20 protein-coding genes and 1 pseudogene are annotated in these 16,921 nt (G+C 70.5%); 9 read left to right on the top strand and 12 right to left on the bottom strand.

Annotated elements, in window-relative coordinates:
- Positions 1-123: 123 nt before the first annotated feature.
- From J2S55_RS36320 to J2S55_RS36305, 4 genes are all read left to right on the top strand, one after another.
- Complete coding sequence (locus tag J2S55_RS36320) at positions 124-339, top strand: hypothetical protein (RefSeq protein ID WP_306870384.1); 216 nt, start codon at positions 124-126, stop codon at positions 337-339.
- Positions 339-1,319 carry an amidohydrolase family protein gene (locus J2S55_RS36315; RefSeq protein WP_306870381.1) on the top strand — a complete coding sequence of 327 codons (981 nt, stop codon included), beginning with the start codon at positions 339-341 and terminating at the stop codon, positions 1,317-1,319. The genes J2S55_RS36320 and J2S55_RS36315 overlap by 1 nt, the downstream gene beginning before the upstream one ends.
- On the top strand, positions 1,316-2,515 hold the full coding sequence (locus J2S55_RS36310) for a carboxylesterase/lipase family protein (RefSeq protein ID WP_306870380.1): 1,200 nt from the start codon (positions 1,316-1,318) through the stop codon (positions 2,513-2,515). Before J2S55_RS36315 ends, J2S55_RS36310 begins: the two co-directional genes overlap by 4 nt.
- Before the next feature lie 143 nt (positions 2,516-2,658).
- Positions 2,659-3,048: a YchJ family protein gene (locus J2S55_RS36305; protein ID WP_306870379.1), complete on the top strand. Its 390-nt coding sequence runs from the start codon at positions 2,659-2,661 to the stop codon at positions 3,046-3,048.
- A gap of 126 nt (positions 3,049-3,174) precedes the next feature.
- On the opposite strand, the gene J2S55_RS36300 is transcribed toward J2S55_RS36305, so the two are convergent.
- Both J2S55_RS36300 and J2S55_RS36295 read right to left on the bottom strand, forming a co-directional pair.
- Positions 3,175-3,603: a pyridoxamine 5'-phosphate oxidase family protein gene (locus J2S55_RS36300; protein WP_306870378.1), complete on the bottom strand. Its 429-nt coding sequence runs from the start codon at positions 3,601-3,603 to the stop codon at positions 3,175-3,177.
- A gap of 136 nt (positions 3,604-3,739) precedes the next feature.
- A complete protein-coding gene (locus J2S55_RS36295; protein WP_306870376.1) occupies positions 3,740-4,180 on the bottom strand; it encodes a hypothetical protein in 441 nt (146 codons plus the stop codon).
- Between the two features lie 292 nt (positions 4,181-4,472).
- Here J2S55_RS36295 and J2S55_RS36290 point away from each other — a divergent pair, with 292 nt between their 5' ends.
- Entirely contained in the window at positions 4,473-5,021 is a 549-nt protein-coding gene (locus J2S55_RS36290) for a Pycsar system effector family protein (RefSeq protein WP_306870373.1), read from the top strand.
- An 87-nt stretch (positions 5,022-5,108) separates the two neighbouring features.
- On the opposite strand, the gene J2S55_RS36285 is transcribed toward J2S55_RS36290, so the two are convergent.
- The 5 genes from J2S55_RS36285 to J2S55_RS36265 all read right to left on the bottom strand — a co-directional run bounded on the left by J2S55_RS36285 (position 5,109) and on the right by J2S55_RS36265 (position 10,354).
- A complete protein-coding gene (locus J2S55_RS36285; RefSeq protein ID WP_306870371.1) occupies positions 5,109-5,978 on the bottom strand; it encodes a bile acid:sodium symporter in 870 nt (289 codons plus the stop codon).
- A gap of 52 nt (positions 5,979-6,030) precedes the next feature.
- Positions 6,031-7,362 (bottom strand): Dyp-type peroxidase, encoded by a 1,332-nt coding sequence (locus tag J2S55_RS36280; protein ID WP_306870369.1) that lies wholly within the window; start codon positions 7,360-7,362, stop codon positions 6,031-6,033.
- A 24-nt stretch (positions 7,363-7,386) separates the two neighbouring features.
- The gene (locus tag J2S55_RS36275; protein WP_306870367.1) at positions 7,387-8,406 is read right to left on the bottom strand and encodes a hypothetical protein; all 1,020 of its coding nucleotides are present in this window, start codon (positions 8,404-8,406) and stop codon (positions 7,387-7,389) included.
- 45 nt (positions 8,407-8,451) lie between these two features.
- Positions 8,452-8,985, bottom strand: a complete 534-nt coding sequence (locus tag J2S55_RS36270; protein ID WP_306870364.1) for a hypothetical protein — start codon at positions 8,983-8,985, stop codon at positions 8,452-8,454.
- Between the two features lie 214 nt (positions 8,986-9,199).
- Complete coding sequence (locus J2S55_RS36265; protein ID WP_306870362.1) at positions 9,200-10,354, bottom strand: methyltransferase; 1,155 nt, start codon at positions 10,352-10,354, stop codon at positions 9,200-9,202.
- A gap of 151 nt (positions 10,355-10,505) precedes the next feature.
- Between J2S55_RS36265 and J2S55_RS36260 the strand changes: the two genes are divergently transcribed.
- Positions 10,506-11,057, top strand: a complete 552-nt coding sequence (locus J2S55_RS36260; protein WP_306870358.1) for a DinB family protein — start codon at positions 10,506-10,508, stop codon at positions 11,055-11,057.
- A gap of 275 nt (positions 11,058-11,332) precedes the next feature.
- Here the strand turns inward: J2S55_RS36260 and J2S55_RS36255 are convergent, their stop codons facing one another.
- On the bottom strand, positions 11,333-12,685 hold the full coding sequence (locus tag J2S55_RS36255; protein WP_306870357.1) for an erythromycin esterase family protein: 1,353 nt from the start codon (positions 12,683-12,685) through the stop codon (positions 11,333-11,335).
- Between the two features lie 175 nt (positions 12,686-12,860).
- A complete protein-coding gene (locus J2S55_RS36250) occupies positions 12,861-13,004 on the bottom strand; it encodes a hypothetical protein (RefSeq protein WP_306870355.1) in 144 nt (47 codons plus the stop codon).
- Positions 13,005-13,036: 32 nt separating this feature from the next.
- Here J2S55_RS36250 and J2S55_RS36245 point away from each other — a divergent pair, with 32 nt between their 5' ends.
- Positions 13,037-13,417 (top strand): hypothetical protein, encoded by a 381-nt coding sequence (locus tag J2S55_RS36245; RefSeq protein ID WP_306870354.1) that lies wholly within the window; start codon positions 13,037-13,039, stop codon positions 13,415-13,417.
- Here the strand turns inward: J2S55_RS36245 and J2S55_RS36240 are convergent.
- The 3 genes and pseudogenes from J2S55_RS36240 to J2S55_RS36230 all read right to left on the bottom strand — a co-directional run.
- A pseudogene (locus J2S55_RS36240) lies at positions 13,390-13,563 on the bottom strand (transposase family protein); the annotation flags it as partial. The gene J2S55_RS36245 and the pseudogene J2S55_RS36240 sit on opposite strands and share 28 nt — an antisense overlap.
- 54 nt (positions 13,564-13,617) lie before the next feature.
- A complete protein-coding gene (locus J2S55_RS36235) occupies positions 13,618-14,154 on the bottom strand; it encodes an AAA family ATPase (RefSeq protein WP_306870352.1) in 537 nt (178 codons plus the stop codon).
- Between the two features lie 230 nt (positions 14,155-14,384).
- The gene (locus J2S55_RS36230) at positions 14,385-14,771 is read right to left on the bottom strand and encodes a DUF190 domain-containing protein (protein WP_306870349.1); all 387 of its coding nucleotides are present in this window, start codon (positions 14,769-14,771) and stop codon (positions 14,385-14,387) included.
- A gap of 296 nt (positions 14,772-15,067) precedes the next feature.
- Between J2S55_RS36230 and J2S55_RS36225 the strand changes: the two genes are divergently transcribed.
- Positions 15,068-15,325 carry a hypothetical protein gene (locus J2S55_RS36225; protein ID WP_306870347.1) on the top strand — a complete coding sequence of 86 codons (258 nt, stop codon included), beginning with the start codon at positions 15,068-15,070 and terminating at the stop codon, positions 15,323-15,325.
- A 311-nt stretch (positions 15,326-15,636) separates the two neighbouring features.
- Positions 15,637-16,905 (top strand): extracellular solute-binding protein, encoded by a 1,269-nt coding sequence (locus tag J2S55_RS36220; protein WP_306870345.1) that lies wholly within the window; start codon positions 15,637-15,639, stop codon positions 16,903-16,905.
- Positions 16,906-16,921 lie beyond the last annotated feature (16 nt).

Below are 16,921 nucleotides of genomic sequence, written 5' to 3'. Positions count from 1 at the left end.
ATGCCAAGACGAATACCGATCTGCGCATGAGGTATGCCGAAAACAACATATGACAGAAATTGCATACTGAAGCCGCAAGACAGTATTGGACTGTTATCCCGGCGCCTCCGCACAATTGCGGCCATGAAGCCCGCGCACTATGCCAACGGCGCCTTGCCGGCGGCGGGGGACGTCCCCGCCGTGATCACCCGGCCACGGGGGCCGGGCCTCGGACCGGCCGTCGAGGACCTGCCTCCCGTCTTCCAGGCGTTCCACGACGGCGACCGCACCCGCCCGCGCCACGGGGCGACGTACCCCGGCAAGGAACGGCCGGCACACCTGCGACCGGTGATCGAGTAATGGTGATCGACGTTCACGCCCACGTCTTCCCGCGCATCTCCCGGCAGGAGAGCCGGATCCTCGCCGGCGCGGGCGAGCCCTGGCTGCGCGACGGCATGATGATGAGCGGCGAGGACGACTACCGTCCGGTCACCCCCGAGCTGTGGGACGCGCAGGCGCGCCTTTCGGCGATGGACCGCGCCGGGGTGGACGTGCAGGCGGTCTCCTCGACACCGCTGCTGTTCGGCTACGCGGCGGACGCGGACCGCGCGGCCGACTGGTGCGAGCTGGTCAACGAGCGCGTCCTCGCCCACTGCGCCCAGGACCCCGCCCGCCTGCTGCCCCTGTGCCAGGTCCCGCTGCAGGACCTCGACCTGGCCGTCGCGGCGGTCACCAGGGCCAAGGCCGCAGGCCACCGCGGGGTGCACATCGGCAACCACGTCGGCCCGCGCAACCTCGACGACCCGCAGATCATCGAATTCCTGGCCCACTGCGCCCGCGAGGACATGCCGGTGCTCGTGCACCCGTGGGACATGCTCGGCGCCGACCGCATGGCCGGGTACATGCTGCCGTGGCTGGTCGGCATGGCCGCGGAGACCCAGCTCGGCATCCTGTCGCTGATGCTCTCCGGCGCGTTCGAGAAGCTGCCCGCGTCCCTGCGCCTGTGCTTCTGCCACGGAGGGGGCAGCTTCGCCTTCCTCCTCGGCCGTGCGGACAACGCCTGGCACAACCGCGACATCGTCAGGAAGGACTCGCCCAGGCCCCCCTCGGCGTACACCGACCGCTTCTACGTCGACTCGGCGGTGTTCGACCCGCGGGCGCTGCGCCTGCTCGTCGAGGTGATGGGCGTCGAGCGGGTCATGCTCGGCACCGACTTCCCCTTCCCGCTGGGCGAGCAGGAGCCGGGCGCGACCGTCCGCGACTGCCCGGACCTCGGGGAGGCCGGCCGGGCCGCCGTCCTCGGCGGCAACGCCGCACGTTTCCTGGGACTGGGCGCGTGACCCTCGCGCACACGGCCCTGGGGACGCTGCGCGGCGTCCGCTCCGCCGGGGTCCGCGCGTTCAAGGGGGTGCGCTACGCCGCCCCCGCCCGCCGGTTCACCGCCCCCTCCCCCGCCCTCCCCTGGCAGGGGGTCGAGGACGCCGTCGCGCCGGGCGCGCCGGCCCCGCAACGGCCAGGGCGGATGGGGTGGGTGCCCGGCCTCGAGATCGACCCCGCGGCGGGCCGCGAGGACTGCCTGTTCCTCAACATCTGGACGCCCTCGTGCGAGGGACGGCGCCCGGTGCTCGTGTTCCTGCACGGCGGCGCGTTCGTGTTCGGCTCCGGTACGCAGCGGATGTACGACGGAGCCGCGCTCGCCCGCGACCACGGGCTCGTCGTCGTGACCGTGAACTACCGCCTCGGCCTGTCCGGGTTCTGGTACGGCGACGCCGTACCGGCCAATCTCGCCCTGCGCGATCAGATCGCCGCGCTGGAGTGGGTGCGCGACCACATCGCGGCGTTCGGCGGGGACCCCGCCGAAGTGACTCTCGGCGGCCATTCGGCCGGCGGCACCAGCGTCCTGGCCCTGCTGGCCAGCGCGCCCGGCCTGTTCGCCCGGGCCGTGGCGATGAGCCCGGTGCCCTACGGCTTCGCCACCCGCGACGAGGCGGGCGCCTGGACCGCGGCGGCCCGGCGCGCGCTCGGCGCCGAGCCGTCCGAGGTTCCGCTCGCGGACCTGCTGGCCGCCGAGGAAACGGCCGTCCGGTCCGCACCGCCCGTGGGCGGGCTGCTGCCGGTCGCCCCCGTGGTCGACGGCGATCTGCTGGCCGCCCATCCCCTGGACGCGATCCGCTCGGGTGCCGCCGCGCCGGTGCCGCTCCTGGTGACGACGGTGACCGAGGAGGCGCGGCTGTTCGCCGCGATCGGCTCGGGAGACCTCGACACGCGGGAGATCTTCCACCGTCCGGCGGAGGAGGTCGTCCGGGCCCACCGCGGTCGCGCACGGCACCTGGTCTGCGACCATCGCTCGCCCATGAGCCGGGGCGGGATCGAGCTCGGCGCGTGCCACCTCGTGGACGTGCCCCTCTACTTCGGCAACCACGGGAGCCCGCTGACCGGTTCGGGACCCGGGGTGGCGGCTCGGGCAGGCGCGATGACCAAGGCGTTCGCCCGGTTCTGCCGCGGCGAGGAGACCTCGGACCGATCGGGGCCGTGATCGCGGCCGCCGGTCCGGGGGAGATCGGCACCGGCCTGACGCTCACGGCGATCAGGCCGTCGCCGGCGCCGCAGGTCGCGGCGGCGCCGTCGCCGTCCCGGCTCCCGGGCGATCCGCCAGGTCCGTTCGGGCACAATGGGGGCATGTCCCGTCGTGTCCCCGCCGCCGGCTGCCACTGCGGCCTGCCGGCCTCCTACCAGGACTGCTGCGCCCGCTTCCACCGGGGCGAAAGCTCGGCCGCCACCGCCGAACTGCTCATGCGGTCCCGTTTCAGCGCCTTCGCCGTCGGCGACGAGGCATACCTGCTGCGCACCTGGCACCCCGCCGGCCGCCCGCCCCGCGTCGACCTCGACAAGAAGCTGCGCTGGGTCCGCCTGGAGGTCCTGGAGACCGCCGACGGCAACGTCTTCCACACCGAGGGGACGGTCCGGTTCCGCGCCCACTACCTCGATCGCGGGCGTCCCGGGCAGCTTGACGAGCACAGCCGTTTCGTCCGCCTCGACGGCCGCTGGGTCTACGCGGGCGCCGTGTAGCACGTGTGCCGGACGTAGGCGTCGTGGCCGGGGCGGACGCACAGGCCGTCCCCGTGCTGACCGGCCACGGCGGGCCGCCGTGACCGGCTCAGAACCGTCCGGCGCGTCTCCCGAGGCGGTGTCCGGTCACGACTGGTCATCCGAGAGCCAGCGCTCCGGACGCATCCGGATACTGATCATCCGCGCGGTAGCGCCGGCGCTCGAACCGACATAGCGATCGCCCTCCTCGTCGCCGAGATACCGCCGGGCGAGGGCCCTGCGCTCGTCGGCGGTCACCGACTCGGCGATCGCGGTGACCGGACCCTCCACCGACACATACCGATAGGGCGGCTCCGCCGCCTGCACGCACAGGCTGTAGCGCCCGGCCAGGCGGATCAGCCGGGCCTTGCGGCTGTCGCGCGGCGTGATCAGCATCACCTCACCACCGGGCGCGTAGCCGTACCACATCGGCACCGCCAGCGGCCCATGGCCGTCGTCGGTGACGACGCTCACCACCCCGACCCTCACCTCGGCCAGGAACGCCTCCCGCTCCGGCCTGGTCATCGCCCGTCCCATCGCCTGCTCCCTCCGCCGTGGAATCCTCAGCCGGACACGCGGACCGGTCAGTGCAAAGTAGGCCGGGGGCGAGTCGATCACAACCCCTGTCCTGCCCGGCGCGCCGGGCGGAGGGATACGGGCACCGCGCCGCGGGTCAGTCCGGCGCCCAGTACTTGTCCAGGAGCTTCTCCAGATGCCGCACCACCGGGCTCCAACTGCCGGGCAGCGTGTAGCGGCTGACCCGGTGCCCCCGGTAGGCGATCGTGTATTTGAGGAAGTCGGCCCCCTGCGGCCGCGCCTCGGAGCGCCCCAGGCGCAGGCGCTTCAGATAGCCGCGCAGCGTGCCCATCTCTCCCCTGGTCAGGCACTTGTCCACGGCCGGGCCCGTCCGCCGGCTCAGCCGGGCGCACCCGTCGGTGTATACGATCACCCGATCGTCGAACCCCGCGAAACCGCCCTGCCGGCGGAGCTCCACCAGCACCTTCCTCTGTACGGCCGGCTGCTGCGCGGCCACCGCCCGCGCCGGCTCCGTCGCGGTCACGCCCGGGAGCGACAGCAGCGCCGACACCAGGAGGATCCGCCAGATCTTTGTCATGCCCTCTTGAACGTAACGGAGCGGCGGTCGGCTCACCTTCCCGCCGGATCCGGGGGTGAGAATCCGGATATCCGTCCGGGCACCCCACGGGCGGGGTGCGCGCCCGTTCAAGGTTTGCAGGACACGGAGAGCGGCACCGACGGCCCTTTCCGGCTCCGTCCTGGCCGCACCCCTACAGTCGAAGGTAGCGGAACTCACATCCGCCCACGTCCGAAGCGTCGGCTGCCTCGCATGTCACCGGCCGCAGGTCAGCTCCACCGGCCCACGGCCCGACGGAAAGGACCCGCCCATCATGAACCACGGACCGGCTACATCCAGCGGCCTCCCCGGAGACGACAGCGGCGCGCGGCACGCGTCCATGTCCCCGTTCCTCAGGGACCGGCTCGACGCCGCCACCGCCGCGGCCCGCGCCGAGCTGATCAGCGCCAGCGAGAAGAGGGCCGGCCTTCTCCTGTCGTGGGCGGGCGTCGCCTACGGCGTGATGGTCACCCTCATCCTCACCGGTCCGGCCCGCTTCCCGGGAATCGGGCGCTTCGGCGTCATCCTGGCGCTGATCCTGCTGTCGGCGGCGGTCCTGCTGATCCTGATCACCATCCGCCCGCCGTCCCCCGGCCAGGGCGGACAGCGGATCCTCGCCTACGCCGAGGAGCCCACGCCCCAGGCCCTGATCGAACGGATGAACGCCGAGACAGCGGACTACGAGCTGTTCCTGGCCACCGACGCCCTGCGGATCGCCCGGATCGCGCGCACCAAGCACCGCAATCTACGCTGGTCCGTCAACCTGATCGTCACCGGCATCACCGTCATGACGGTCACGGTCTTCCTGGAGCGCCTGATCTGACGCCGTCCGGACCCACCGCGGGCCCCTCCTCCCTCGGACCGCTCGTCTCACGCTCAGGCGGCCGGCACCTCGGCGGCACCGCGCGTCTCAGGCGGTGCCGCCGTCCCGATCGCGGCCGAGCACCGCGGCGATCGGCAGGGCCACCACCAGACCGCTGATCAGCACCGCGGCGAGCGCCCCCAGCACGGCCTGCTCATTGCCGAAGGCGATCCCGACGGCGGCCAGCGGAGGTCCCACGTTGCGCACCGCCGTGATGCCTCCCATGGTGGTACGGCGCGCCGGCGCGCCGGTGGCCAGCAGCGTGCCGACGCCGAACGCGACGACGGACAGGACGGCCCCGGTGAGCAGGGTGCGTGAGCCGAGCAGCGCGACGACGTCGTGCCAGCTGCCCAGGAGCATGCCCGCCAGCACCATAATGAACGTCACGTTCGACACCATGGCGGTGGCCGGGTGCCACGAAAGGGCCGCGGACCGCGCGTAGCGGCGCACTATCAGCCCGACGGCGAACGGCACGAGCTGCAGGATGGCCACGGTCCGCACCAGCGCCGCGACGTCGAGGGAGACTCCCCCGCCGACCTCGGCCAGGGCGAGGATGCCGCTGCTCATCGGGCCGAAGGAGAGGCTGCCCACGGCGGCCAGCAGCACCTGCATCGCCGTGCCCGCGACCACGTCCCCCTTCTGCACCATGCTCAGCTTCGCCCCGAACGGCCCACCCGGCGACGAGGCGACCAGGACCACGGCGACGAAACCCGCGGCGGGCAGGCCGAACAGCGCGGCGATGCCCCAGCCGAGCAGCGGGACGGCCACCAGATTGGCCAGCAGCGCCAGCAGGAGCAGCGGGAGGTCGGTGAGGACGGCGCGCAGCGCCGACAGCGTGGTCGCGAGACCGGCGGCGAACATGGTGGCCACGATGAAGATCACGGTGACCGCGTTGAACAGCGGCTGCAACGCGGTCATGAAGCCTCCAGCCCGGCGACGGCCGCGTCCGGGCGGCGCCTGGCGCCGCGCGTCATTCTCTGAGGTCGCCGAGCCAGCGCAGGGCGCTCAGCGAGGGCATGAAGCAGTATTCTCCACCGCGCGTGACCACGAACCGCGGCAGCGCCCGCAGGCACCGCCGCAGTGGCCTGCGGGGAATCGTGAAGTCACCGGGACCGTCGCCGGATCCGACGACGGGATCCCTGGCGTCGCCCGCGCCGAAGAAGACGCCGTCGTTCATCCATTCGGACTGGACGAACTCGAACTGCCGCCCCAGGTGCGCCCCGATGAAGGCGAACATCAGCCCGCGGTCGGCTCCGTCGTCCTCCAGGACGCCGTCGGGCAGCGGCGGGCCGTAGACGGTGCCGCGTCTGATCATCCGGTGCAGCCGCGGCACGCCCGCCACCGCCGCGTCGCGGGGGTTGCCCCGGCGGATGTGGCAGCCGCCGGGGGTGATGAACCCCGCCGGGTCGTCCTGCCGGTAGAGGAAGCTGTTGCGGTACGGGTCGGCGTCGAGGGTGGGATCGTCGTGCTCCGGGCTGAGTGCCAGAGGCGCTCCGCTGCGCCAGCGGCCCATGATCTTCGCCGCCAGCAGTTCCTCGTCGGCCGGATCGGTGGCGTTGTCCCGCAGATAGCGGCGGAAGGCGCCGACGCGCTGGTGGAGTTTGCGGAAGGCCGCGTAGCTGCCGTTCCGTCCCAGTACCTCGGGCTGGAGGCTCTGGACGCCGCCGAGCTCATCAGGGTAGCCGAGCACGAACTCCCCGGCCCTGAGCGGCTCCTCCAGCTTGTTGGATCCGGAGATGCCGCTGCCTTCGACGGCCGGATGGCTGATGCCGTCGCGGTAGCCGAAGGGCTCGGTCTCGGTGGGCAGCGCGTGGCAGTCCTGCCGCCAGATCGCCGTCACGCCGGACAGGGCGTGACAGGCCGGGCGGACACGGTCGATGGCCGCCTCCAGGCGCGCGCTGTCGGGCGCGAGGGCCACCAGCACCACGTGGACGTCGGACGTGCCCAGTGGCGCCTCCCAGTTCGCGGGGGCGCTCTCGCCGACGTCGCCCAATGCCGTGGCGCGCGCGGCCATCCCCTGCCGGAACTCCCAGGCGAACGTCTCCAGCGACTCCTGCGGCACCCCCAGTGCCCTGAGGCCGTGACAGGTGAGCGCGACGCTGACCCAGGTCTCGCCCAGGGGGCTCACCGTGTCGGCTGCCGAGGTCACCACCGCGGCGACGCGCCGCATCAGCTCCCGCCCGTGCGCGCGGTCGTCGATGCGGAACAGGATGTAGGTCGCCGCGTACGGGCTCGGCCGGGGGCTGAGCACCCCGCGCTGGATGTCGTCGAGTTCGAGTACGGCTTGCGTCTGTCCGGTCATGAGCACTCACCTCCGCCTGAAGCGTCACTTGGACGAGACGATGTTCTTCCAGAAGGCGCGCAGGCTCTCATCGCCGCCGAACAGCGAGCTGAAGATCGTTGAGTCGGCCAGGAGCACGTCGCCGGCCCGCTCCCCACCCGGAGGCATCCACAGGAACATGTTGAACTCGGTGTTGCCGGCCTCGGTGAAGGGGTGCGGCGGCCGCGACAGGTCGATCGGCTGCCTGCCCAGCACGTGAACGGCGTCCGGGTCGTCGGTGGTCACGGCGTAGTGCGGCAGGTGCATGTGGAAGTTGAAGCTGCTGACCCCCTCCAGCCATCCCTTGGCGTCCAGATCCCTGGCGACGGACAGCGGAGCGATCTCTCTGGGCGCCCGCACCGCGGGACGCAGCCCGTAGCGATTCTCGACCGGCACGCCGAGCTCCCGCATCACGGACCGGAGGTATCGGGCGAAGCGTTGCTGCCGGGGGACCAGGGCGTCGCCGTGGTGGTGGTGTTCCATATCGCGCACGGCCAGGTCGTCCGAGGCCCCGACGTCGTGGTGCGGTCCCAGGACCAGGCAGGTCCCCTCCCGGGTGAGGAACTGCCGCAGCGCCTCGATCTCCCCGGGCTCGGGCTCCTGGCCGGTGATCATGTGATCCAGCCCGAACACAAGCAGGGTGTCGGTGTCGGCCAGCACCCGCTCGTCCAGCGGAGTGTAGAACCCGGCCTGGTCGATGCGCTGGTAGACGGGCACGGGGTACCCGGTGATCTCCTGGGTGAACCGCTGGAACGGCAGCCAGCCCCAGAAGAACAGCTCCAGTGATCCCGCGATGCCCTGCTGGAACCGGAGCGGGTCGGACCACTTGGGGTCCTCGTAGGCGGGCCAGGTCGTCCGCCGCACCTCGGTCATCGTGGAGAAGCGGTTGTCGAGCTCGGCCGGGTCCCGGCCGGCCTCGGCCGGATAGCTCCACGAGACGTAGATGCTCACCCGCCGCCGGCCGGGGGTGTATTCGCGCGGCACATGGTCCTGGTTGTAGGTGCGTGCGGTCCTCAACTCGTTCATCTCGTCTCCCGGTCGACAGCGGAGCACGCGGGCCGCGGCCCGATCTCACTGCAGTTGGTCGAGCATCTCCGACAGGGCGCTCTTGATCCGCAGCGCCTTCTTGATCTCGTCGGCGGCGACGTACGGATACTCGCCGTACTCGATGAAGCTCGGGCACTGGTGCTCGCGCACGTACCTGACGAACGCCTCAGGGTTGGTCTTCCAGTCCTCGGGGAAGCCCACGAGGTTCTCGAAGACCGTGTTCACCCCTGTCTGGCTGAACAGCGCGACGGCGTCCTCGGTGTATTTGTCGAAGTCGGTGTCGAAGATCCCCTGATACATGAAACGCGTGTCGCCGTCGAAGAGCACCCAGCGCAGGTAGTGCAGCTTGAGCGGCGCCAGGAGGTGTGGGTCGGCCTCCAGCGCCTTGACCAGCGTGTGGCCGTGGTTGCGGATCGCCTCGGCCCGCCCCGGCTTGACCTCCGCGATGATGGTGAACCCGTAGCACGCCGGAGTCCTGGGGAAGATGGGGCCGTATTTGCCCTGTTCGAGATGGTCGGTCTCCTTGGGAATGACGACCGCCTGGGGCGTTATGTCCATGCTTGCTCCCCTTTCACTCTTAACCCGGCAGAGTCAGAGGGGGAACAGGCCGGAGCCGCCTGACCACAGAATTATCCCATGCCCCGATTGCGATCCGGCGCGCCCCGCCGTACGGCCCGCGCCCACCGCTCACGGCGCGGACCGGACGTCGGCAGGGCGCGGACCGGACGTCGGCAGGGCGCGGACCGGACGTCGGCAGGGCCCGGCCGACCTGTCAGCTCCTGACGGCCCGCAGGATGACGAACTTCGGGTTGCTCGCGACGACCTCGCAGTTGCCGAAGAGCCGCCGGAGCTTCACGTGGTATCCGAGGTGCCGGTTGCCGATCACCCACAGCTCGCCGCCACGGCGCAGCGCGGTGCGCGACCCGGTGAACATGCGCCAGGCCGTCGCGTCGGTCGTCGCCTGATGGGCGTGGAAGGGCGGATTGTTCAGCACCAGGTCCACCGACCCCGCCGGCACCCCCGACAGGCCGTCCCCCACCACGAACCACGCCGTGACGTCCGCGGCGACGTTCGCCCGGAACGTGGCCTCCGCCGAGGCCACCGCCTGGTAGGACTCATCGATGAACATCACCTCGGCTCCGGGATCGGCCAGCGCCGCGGCCGTCCCGACCACCCCGTTGCCGCAGCCCAGGTCCACCACACGGGCACGGCCACGGCGCCGGGGCAGGTTCTGCAGGAAGAACCTGGTGCCGATGTCGAGGCGGTCGGCGCAGAAGACACCCGCGTGGTTGGTGACGGTCAGGCCCGAGACCACTCCCACGTCGTCGGGCAGCGCGTAGTCTCGCGGCCACGGGCTGGCGGACCGGGCGAGCCCGGGATCCGGCGAGCAGAAGATCAGCCGCGCCTTCCTGGCCGCCAGCGACGTCCGGGTCGGCCCGAGGATCTGCTCGAACAGCTTCAGCGTCGAGGTGTGGATCTCGGTGACCATCCCGGCGCCGACGACGACGGTGCCCTCGTGCACACCGGGCGCGAGGCGGTGCAGCTGATCCTCCAGGAGCGCGAGGCTCTTGGGCACCCGGATCAGCAGCACGTCGATCCGCTCCGGCGGCGTGTCCCTGGTCGACAGCAGCCGCACCATCCCCGCCTCGACCCCGTTACGCCCCAGATTGGCCCGGGTCGCCTCCTGGGTGAGGAAGGAATCGGTGATCTGCACGGGGCGGTGATCGGCCAGGGCGGTGACCAGGGCGCCCCACCGGTCGCCCACCACGACCACGGTGCCCGACAGGTCCGTCGGCCCGCCGTCGATCCCGGCCAGATGCCGTAGCAGGTATTCGTCGGCGGCGTCCCAGGCGCGGAGCGCGTCACGCGGGCCGTCGGGGAAGCGGGCGAGGTCGAACTCACCTCTTGACGTCGTGAAACGGTTCATCGTTCCCACAGGCTAACGGAGTCCCCCGGCGCACCGGCCAATCCGAGGGACGGCGCCCGGCCCGGCGACCGCCCCGGGCCGCCCGCCGGGAGAAGCCCGCCGCGGCGAAAACCGGTGGCACGGCGGCCGGAGACGATGACAATCTCCGGGGATGACCGCAACCCGCGTCGATCTTCTGATCCGGCAACTCGACATCGCCTGGTCCCTGTTCGAGTATCACCTGAAGGACCTCGACGATCCGCGCTGCCTCTGGGAACCGGCACCAGGCTGCTGGACCGTCCGGCCGGACGGCCAGGACCGCTGGGTGGCCGACTGGGAGACGTCCGAACCGGATCCCGCGCCGGCCGTCTCGATCGGCTGGCTGACCTGGCACATCGGCTTCTGGTGGACGACCACCCTGGGCCACTGCTTCGGCTCCAAAGCGCCCGCGCGCGAGGAGATCACCTGGCCGGGCACCGCCGCGGCCACCGCCGACTGGCTGCGCGGGCTGAAGGACGGCTGGCGGGCGAGCCTGCTGCGGCTCACCGACGCCGACCTCGACTCCACCGACAGGACCGCCGGACTGCCCTGGGGACAGCACGAAACGCTGGTGAACATCGCGGGCTGGGTCAACGTCGAGCTGACCAAGAACGTCGCCGAGATCGGCCTGCTGTGCAACCTTCACGGAGCGCGGAGGCATGGCTCCGGCGACGCTTCTGTGTGAGCGCCCGAGGCGGCCGGGGCCGCCGTCCCCGACGGCCCCTCCGAGATCTGACCTGTGGTGATTGTGTTCTGCGTCAGGGTCTCGGTGAGGACCTTCGAGCACGGCTTGGAAGGGGTTCGCTGACCTGCCTTGACCTTGTTTCCCGCGCCGTCGCCACCGGGATCCCGTGTTCACCGTCGCCGAGATTGAGCGGCCGGAGGAGAGCTGCTCCCGGAGCGGGAAGGTCTTCCCCGCAGGTCAGGAGAGGTCGGGCGGCTCATGCCGGGGCCGGGCCGTCACGGCTTCAGTTTGTCGGCCTCCCGGACGTCGTGGAGGTGGATGAGGACGTCGAAGGAGCGGGCGGCCGCGAGGTCGACGGGCGGGTAGGGGTACTGCGTGCCGATGTTGCGCGTGGGGCGGGCGACGTCCAGCCAGGCGCGCGCCGCGGCCGGGGCGTTGCGGATGTCCAGGTAGTAGTCCTGGTGACGGACCTTGTCGAGGGTGTACTCGTTCATGCCGGGCTTGGCCGCGCCCACGGTGAACTTCTTCCAGTCGCCGCCGAGAGCGGTGTCCTTCGACAGGAAGGAGCCCTGGTTGAAGGTGAAGCCGATGGGGAGGTACTTCTTGCCCAGTGTGTCGCGCAGGAACGATCCCTGGGTCTTGGGATACATCTTGGACGCGCCGGCCACGTATCCGACGTGGTCGTTCTGCGCTGACAGAAGGATCTTGTCGCCGGTGCGCCGCTGCCACCAGGTGATGTTCTGGGCCATCACCTTGTCACGGAAGCGTTGGAAGGTGGGCATCGAGTCCGGGTCTTTGACGTCTATGGTGAGGAACTTGGCGGTCTGGGCGATGGATCGGGCGTTCTGCTCGGCCCATTCGAAGTCGTCTCCGCCGGAGCCCTTCTGGCTGCTGATCAGTTCCAGGGCCTGCTGCGCCTTGGCGGCGAGCTGCTGTCGTTCCGCGAGGGGCTTGCCCAGGTAGGCGAAGACGTCGTCGATCGGGCGCAGGCCGGTGTAGAGCTCGTTGAGCCGCGGCAGCGACTCCGGGTGATGCTTTTGCACGTAGCCGGTCACCCGGCCGAAGAACTCGTCGCTCAGTGTGGGGGCGCCGAGGTCGTCGCCCATGAAGTGGACGGTGCGGCCGGGGTGGCGGCGGTTGTAGTCCCGCATCCACTCGATGAGGCTTACGAACTCCTCGCGGTCCCACGGCGAGTTGGCCAGTGCCTCCTTCGCGATCTTGCGTGCGTCCCCCTTGCCGGTCTGAAGGTAGTCGTCGATCTGGAGTCCCGCGGACCAGCTCAGCTCCAGGGCAAAGGTGGTGAAGCCCTTCTCCTCGACGAGGTAGCGGAAGACCCGCTCCTTCATGGTGAAAAACTCGTGCGAGCCGTGGGTGGCCTCACCCAGGCCGACCACCTTGGCGTCGCCGATCATCGAGCCCAGGGCTCGCAGGTCGGCCGTGTTCCTCCCGGGCTCGGTCGAGCGCAGCGGGTGCGCCGCCTGCTCCAGTGCGTGGACCGGGTTCTGCTTCCCGCCGGCCGTGTCGGCCAGGGCCGCCTGGGCCGTCACGGGGACGAGGACCGCTCCCATCGCGATCACCGCCGTTGCCGACAGCCGCCGTCGGCTTACGCGCTTCCGGTCCCTAGCCATGCTGTTTACCCCTTTAACTTGCGTATTGCCACGTGAGAAGGATCAGACCTCGCGGTGAGATCCATACGTCGACGAGATTATGGCTACGCGAGCGCGCCCCCCATGACGCTGACCAGCGTCTTTCGGATGAGGCGGGCTGGTGTGCCCGGGGTAGGGCGGGCCCTACCCCGGGCCGCTACGAGCCGGCGCGCCGCTTCAGGTCGGCGGCGAACTCCTCGGCCCGGCTCAGCCGGCCGCGCAGTGCTTCGCAACGTTCTTGGGCGGCCTGTTCGAACCGGCCGAGCCGTGCCGGCAGTTGCCCACGCTCGGCCGCGTTCAAGGCCGCCGTGCCGGTGGCCGATTCTCGTCTTCATGGCGCAGGTGCCCGAGCTCGTCGACGTCCTGTGGATCGTCTATCCGCTGGTCGGCGGCGCGTTCGCGCTGATGGTGTTCCTGCCCCGCCTGACCACGACGGTCCCGGCCCCGCTGATCTCCATCGCGGCGCTCACCGCGCTCACCGTCGGCGCCCACCTGGCCGTGCCCACGGTCGGCGACCGCGGTGCCCTGCCGTCCTCGCCGCCGGTGCCGGTCTTGCGCGGCCGTCGGGTGCCGGTCATGGCTGCGGTCATCCCCACCGGCCTAGGCGCGCTCGCATTGCCGATCTTTCCGTACGCGATGACCATGATCAGCCTCGGACTGAAGATCAACGGCGATCCCGTCGAGCGGATCCACATGATGGCTCCGCGGAGATGAAGGCCGGCGAGGTAGCTGTCGGGAATCTTGTCGAAGCGGAAGGCCGGGCCACGCCATTCCTTGATCCGATCAATGCGGCGTTCGGCTGTGTTGCGCTCCTTGTAGATGTCTTGATCGTTACTGACCGGGCGGCCACCGCGCGAGCCGCGGTTCTGAGCAGAGCCGGACTCGCGCGACCGAGAGCTGTCGCGATACGCGGTCTAGCTGGAGCTGATGGTGAGCTCGTGGGCCCACCCCAGCACCTGTGCTGCCAGCCCGGCATGATCTGCGCCGACGGCGTGGAACACGGGCATGATCAGCTCCCGGCCCTGCGCCGCGTCCGCCAGAGCGTCGTCGATCCACTCCCGCGGCGCGCCGCGCTCCCGCAGCCGGCGTTCCCGCTCGGCGTTCGGACAGTCCAGTAGGGCCCAGTGGACCGGCCCGTCCCATCGACCGAACGCCGACATCTCGTCGGCGTCGGGGATCGGACACATCAGCAGCACGGGATGACCGGCCCGGCGCACCATGGTCACGATACGTCGCCACATCCGGTCGTAGGCAGGCCAGATCGGCGCCGCCTCCGGCTCCGCGATCGGCACGCCGATCAGCTTGCCGTCCTCGAGCAACTCGTCCATGTCCATCACGACCAGCCCGTCCGCCGCGCGGAGGAGGTGCGGCAGCAGCGTTGTTTTGCCCGCGCCGGGCGCGCCTGCGAGCAGGCACAGGGGCGCGTCAACGCCCTTGAAACGATCTCCCATCCAGCCGATGCTAGCCAGTCGGATGCTGGCTGCCACCTGGTTAAAAGGGCGACGGAGTTCCTATACGCGAGTGGGGTGACCCACACGGCCAGAAGACGATGCTTCCAGACTCATGCGCATGACTGATAGCCGGGTCGTTCCCCCACCGACAACGTATGACGCGTAACACCAGGCGAGACTCACCCTGGGTAACTGATCATCGAGAGTGAGCCAGAGCCTGATGCCGGGGTTCAGCGCGGGAACGCATCGCCCGCCATCGTGGCGTCGGCCGGCGCCTGCTGGACGGGGTGCCTGACGTAGTGGACCGCCTCGACCTGCTCGAGGGTCACCAGGCCCTCGGACATGAGCTCGTCCAGCTGTGGCAGGAAGGCGCGGATCCGGTCTTCGGAGTCGATGATGGTGATCGCGACCGGTAGTTCGTCCGACAGAGACAGGATGCGGGCCGTGTGGATGCGGGAGGATGCGCCGTAGCCCTCGATTCCGCGGATCACGCTGGCGCCGGCGAGCCCGCTGCGGTGCGCGCGGTGCACGATCTCGAAGTAGAGGGGCTTGTGATGCCAGAGGTCGTTCTCGCACACCAAGATCGTCAATCGCATGGCGGGGCCGTGGAGTTTCATGGCCGCCTCCTACCAGTACCTAGGCGGAACACCACTGGTAGGGACCGTTGACGAAGACGCACTCCGTGGTTGTCCCCGCGCGTGGGCGGAGGCGGCGGGCCCCACCGCCGCAGCCCCGGAAAACCGGGTTTCACCTGGCATTATATCGCTGGAGAGACCGAGCCCGTCGACCCCGATGTCGATCTCGCCGAGGCGCGCCGGCGTCGCGGGTTGCGCCGGGCCCGCTACGACGTGGTGGCGATGGTCGCCGCAGGCGGCGCGATCGGAGCAGGCGCCCGCTACGGCGCGGCCCTGCTGTGGCCGACCGCGGCCGGTGGCGCGCTCCGCCGGCCCGTACGGCGAGCGGCCCGGCCTTCCTCGGCGCCGGGGCCGGTCCGAACCAGTGCCCGGCCGCAGGCCGCCGGATCTTCCTCAAGTCGGTCCGCGTCGATCCCGGCAGGCGGGTGGTCGCGGCCGGGCTGCCGGACGCCGCGGCGGTCCGCGTCTCCGCCATGGCGCCGGGCGACAGGCCGCCGCCGGAGTGGGCGTCGAGATCGCGGACCGCGGCCCGGTGACGTCGGGGATCATCGCCGACCGGGCCGCCGGGAGGTCCGGCCGCGCCCCGTGAACCCGTCGGCTCCGGGCGGGCGCGCCGCCCGGAGCCGACGGCCCTTCCGGTGTGGAGCCACCCGGACCCGGCGGACCTCCCGGTATAGACCAGCACCCCTATCTGTCGCCGGGTCGTTGCGAATCCGATATCTGCTGGTATAGACCGACCATTTGCTGTCCACTTACGCTGGCGGAGCCGTACGCCGGGGGCTCCCTTCCCGCCCCTCCCCAACCGGTACGGACCAGCACTCCCCCAGTTCAAGGTGGTAATCCCGTGATGAACAAGAAGATCGCCGGCGCGACCACCCTCGGCGTGGCCGCCTTGCTGGCCCTGTCCGCCTGTGGCTCAGGCGGTGACGCCGGCGGCGGTGGCGGCGAGAAGGCGGCCGACGGCTCGGTGACGTTGAAGCTGGTCGCGGCGGACTACGGCGCCGGCCCCACCGCGCCCGACAGCGGCGAGAAGTTCTGGAAGGGCGTCACCGACGAGTTCACCGCCGCCAACCCGAAGATCAAGGTCGAGGTCCAGGTCATCAACTGGAACGACATCGACAAGCAGGTCGCCACCATGGTGCAGAACGGGCAGATGCCCGACATCCTGCAGACCGGCGACTACTCGGGCTTCGTCAAGGACGGCCTGCTCTACAAGACCGACGAGGTGCTCTCCTCCGGCACCCAGTCGGACCTGCTGGCGAAGTTCGCGGAGTTCGGCAAGGTGGACGGCGCGGCGTACGGCATCCCGTTCGTCTCCTCGGCCCGGGCGCTGTTCTACAACAAGGACCTGTTCGGCAAGGCCGGGATCACCGAGGCGCCCAAGACCTGGGACGAGGTCAAGGCCGCGGCGGAGAAGCTGAAGAAGGCCGGGGTCTCCCAGCCCTTCGGCCTGCCGCTCGGCCAGGAGGAGGCGCAGGCCGAGTCGTTCCTGTGGTTCCTGGGCAACGGCGGCGGCTACAAGGACGCCGCGGGCAAGTGGACGGTCGACTCGCCGCAGAACGTCGAGGCGTTCACCTTCCTCAAGGGCATGGTCGACGCCGGCCTGACCACCCCGAACCCGGGCACCAAGGACCGCAAGAAGGTCTGGGAGGACTTCGCGGCGGGCAAGGTCGGCATGGTCAACGGCGGCCCCATGTCCATCCCGATCTTCGAGAAGGGCGGCCTGACCAACTTCGGCGTCGCCCCGATCGCCGGCAAGACCGGTCCGCTCGACACCACCCTCGGTGTCATGGACTGGATCATGGCCTTCAACAAGAACGGCCACAAGGAGGAGATCAAGAAGTTCTTCGACTTCTTCTACTCCTCCTCCGCCGTGCAGAAGATCAGCGACACCTACAAGCTGCTGCCGGTGACCACCTCGGGCATCGAGAAGCTCTCCTCCGACGAGAAGCTCAAGCCGTTCCTGGACGCGCTGCCCAACGCCACCTTCTACCCGTTCACCGACCCCAAGTGGTCCGAGGTGAACACCCAGATCAAGCAGACCGTCGGCAACGCCGTCACCTCCGACCCCGCGGCGGTGCTCGGTTCGATCCAGAAGGTCGCCGAGGCCGGCTGATCCAGCGGTACGGCCT

Origin of the sequence: Streptosporangium brasiliense, from assembly GCF_030811595.1 — a bacterium.
Taxonomy (GTDB): Bacteria; Actinomycetota; Actinomycetes; order Streptosporangiales; family Streptosporangiaceae; genus Streptosporangium; species Streptosporangium brasiliense.
Note: the sequence above shows the minus strand (reverse complement) of the source record. Positions and strands in the feature narration are given on the sequence as shown.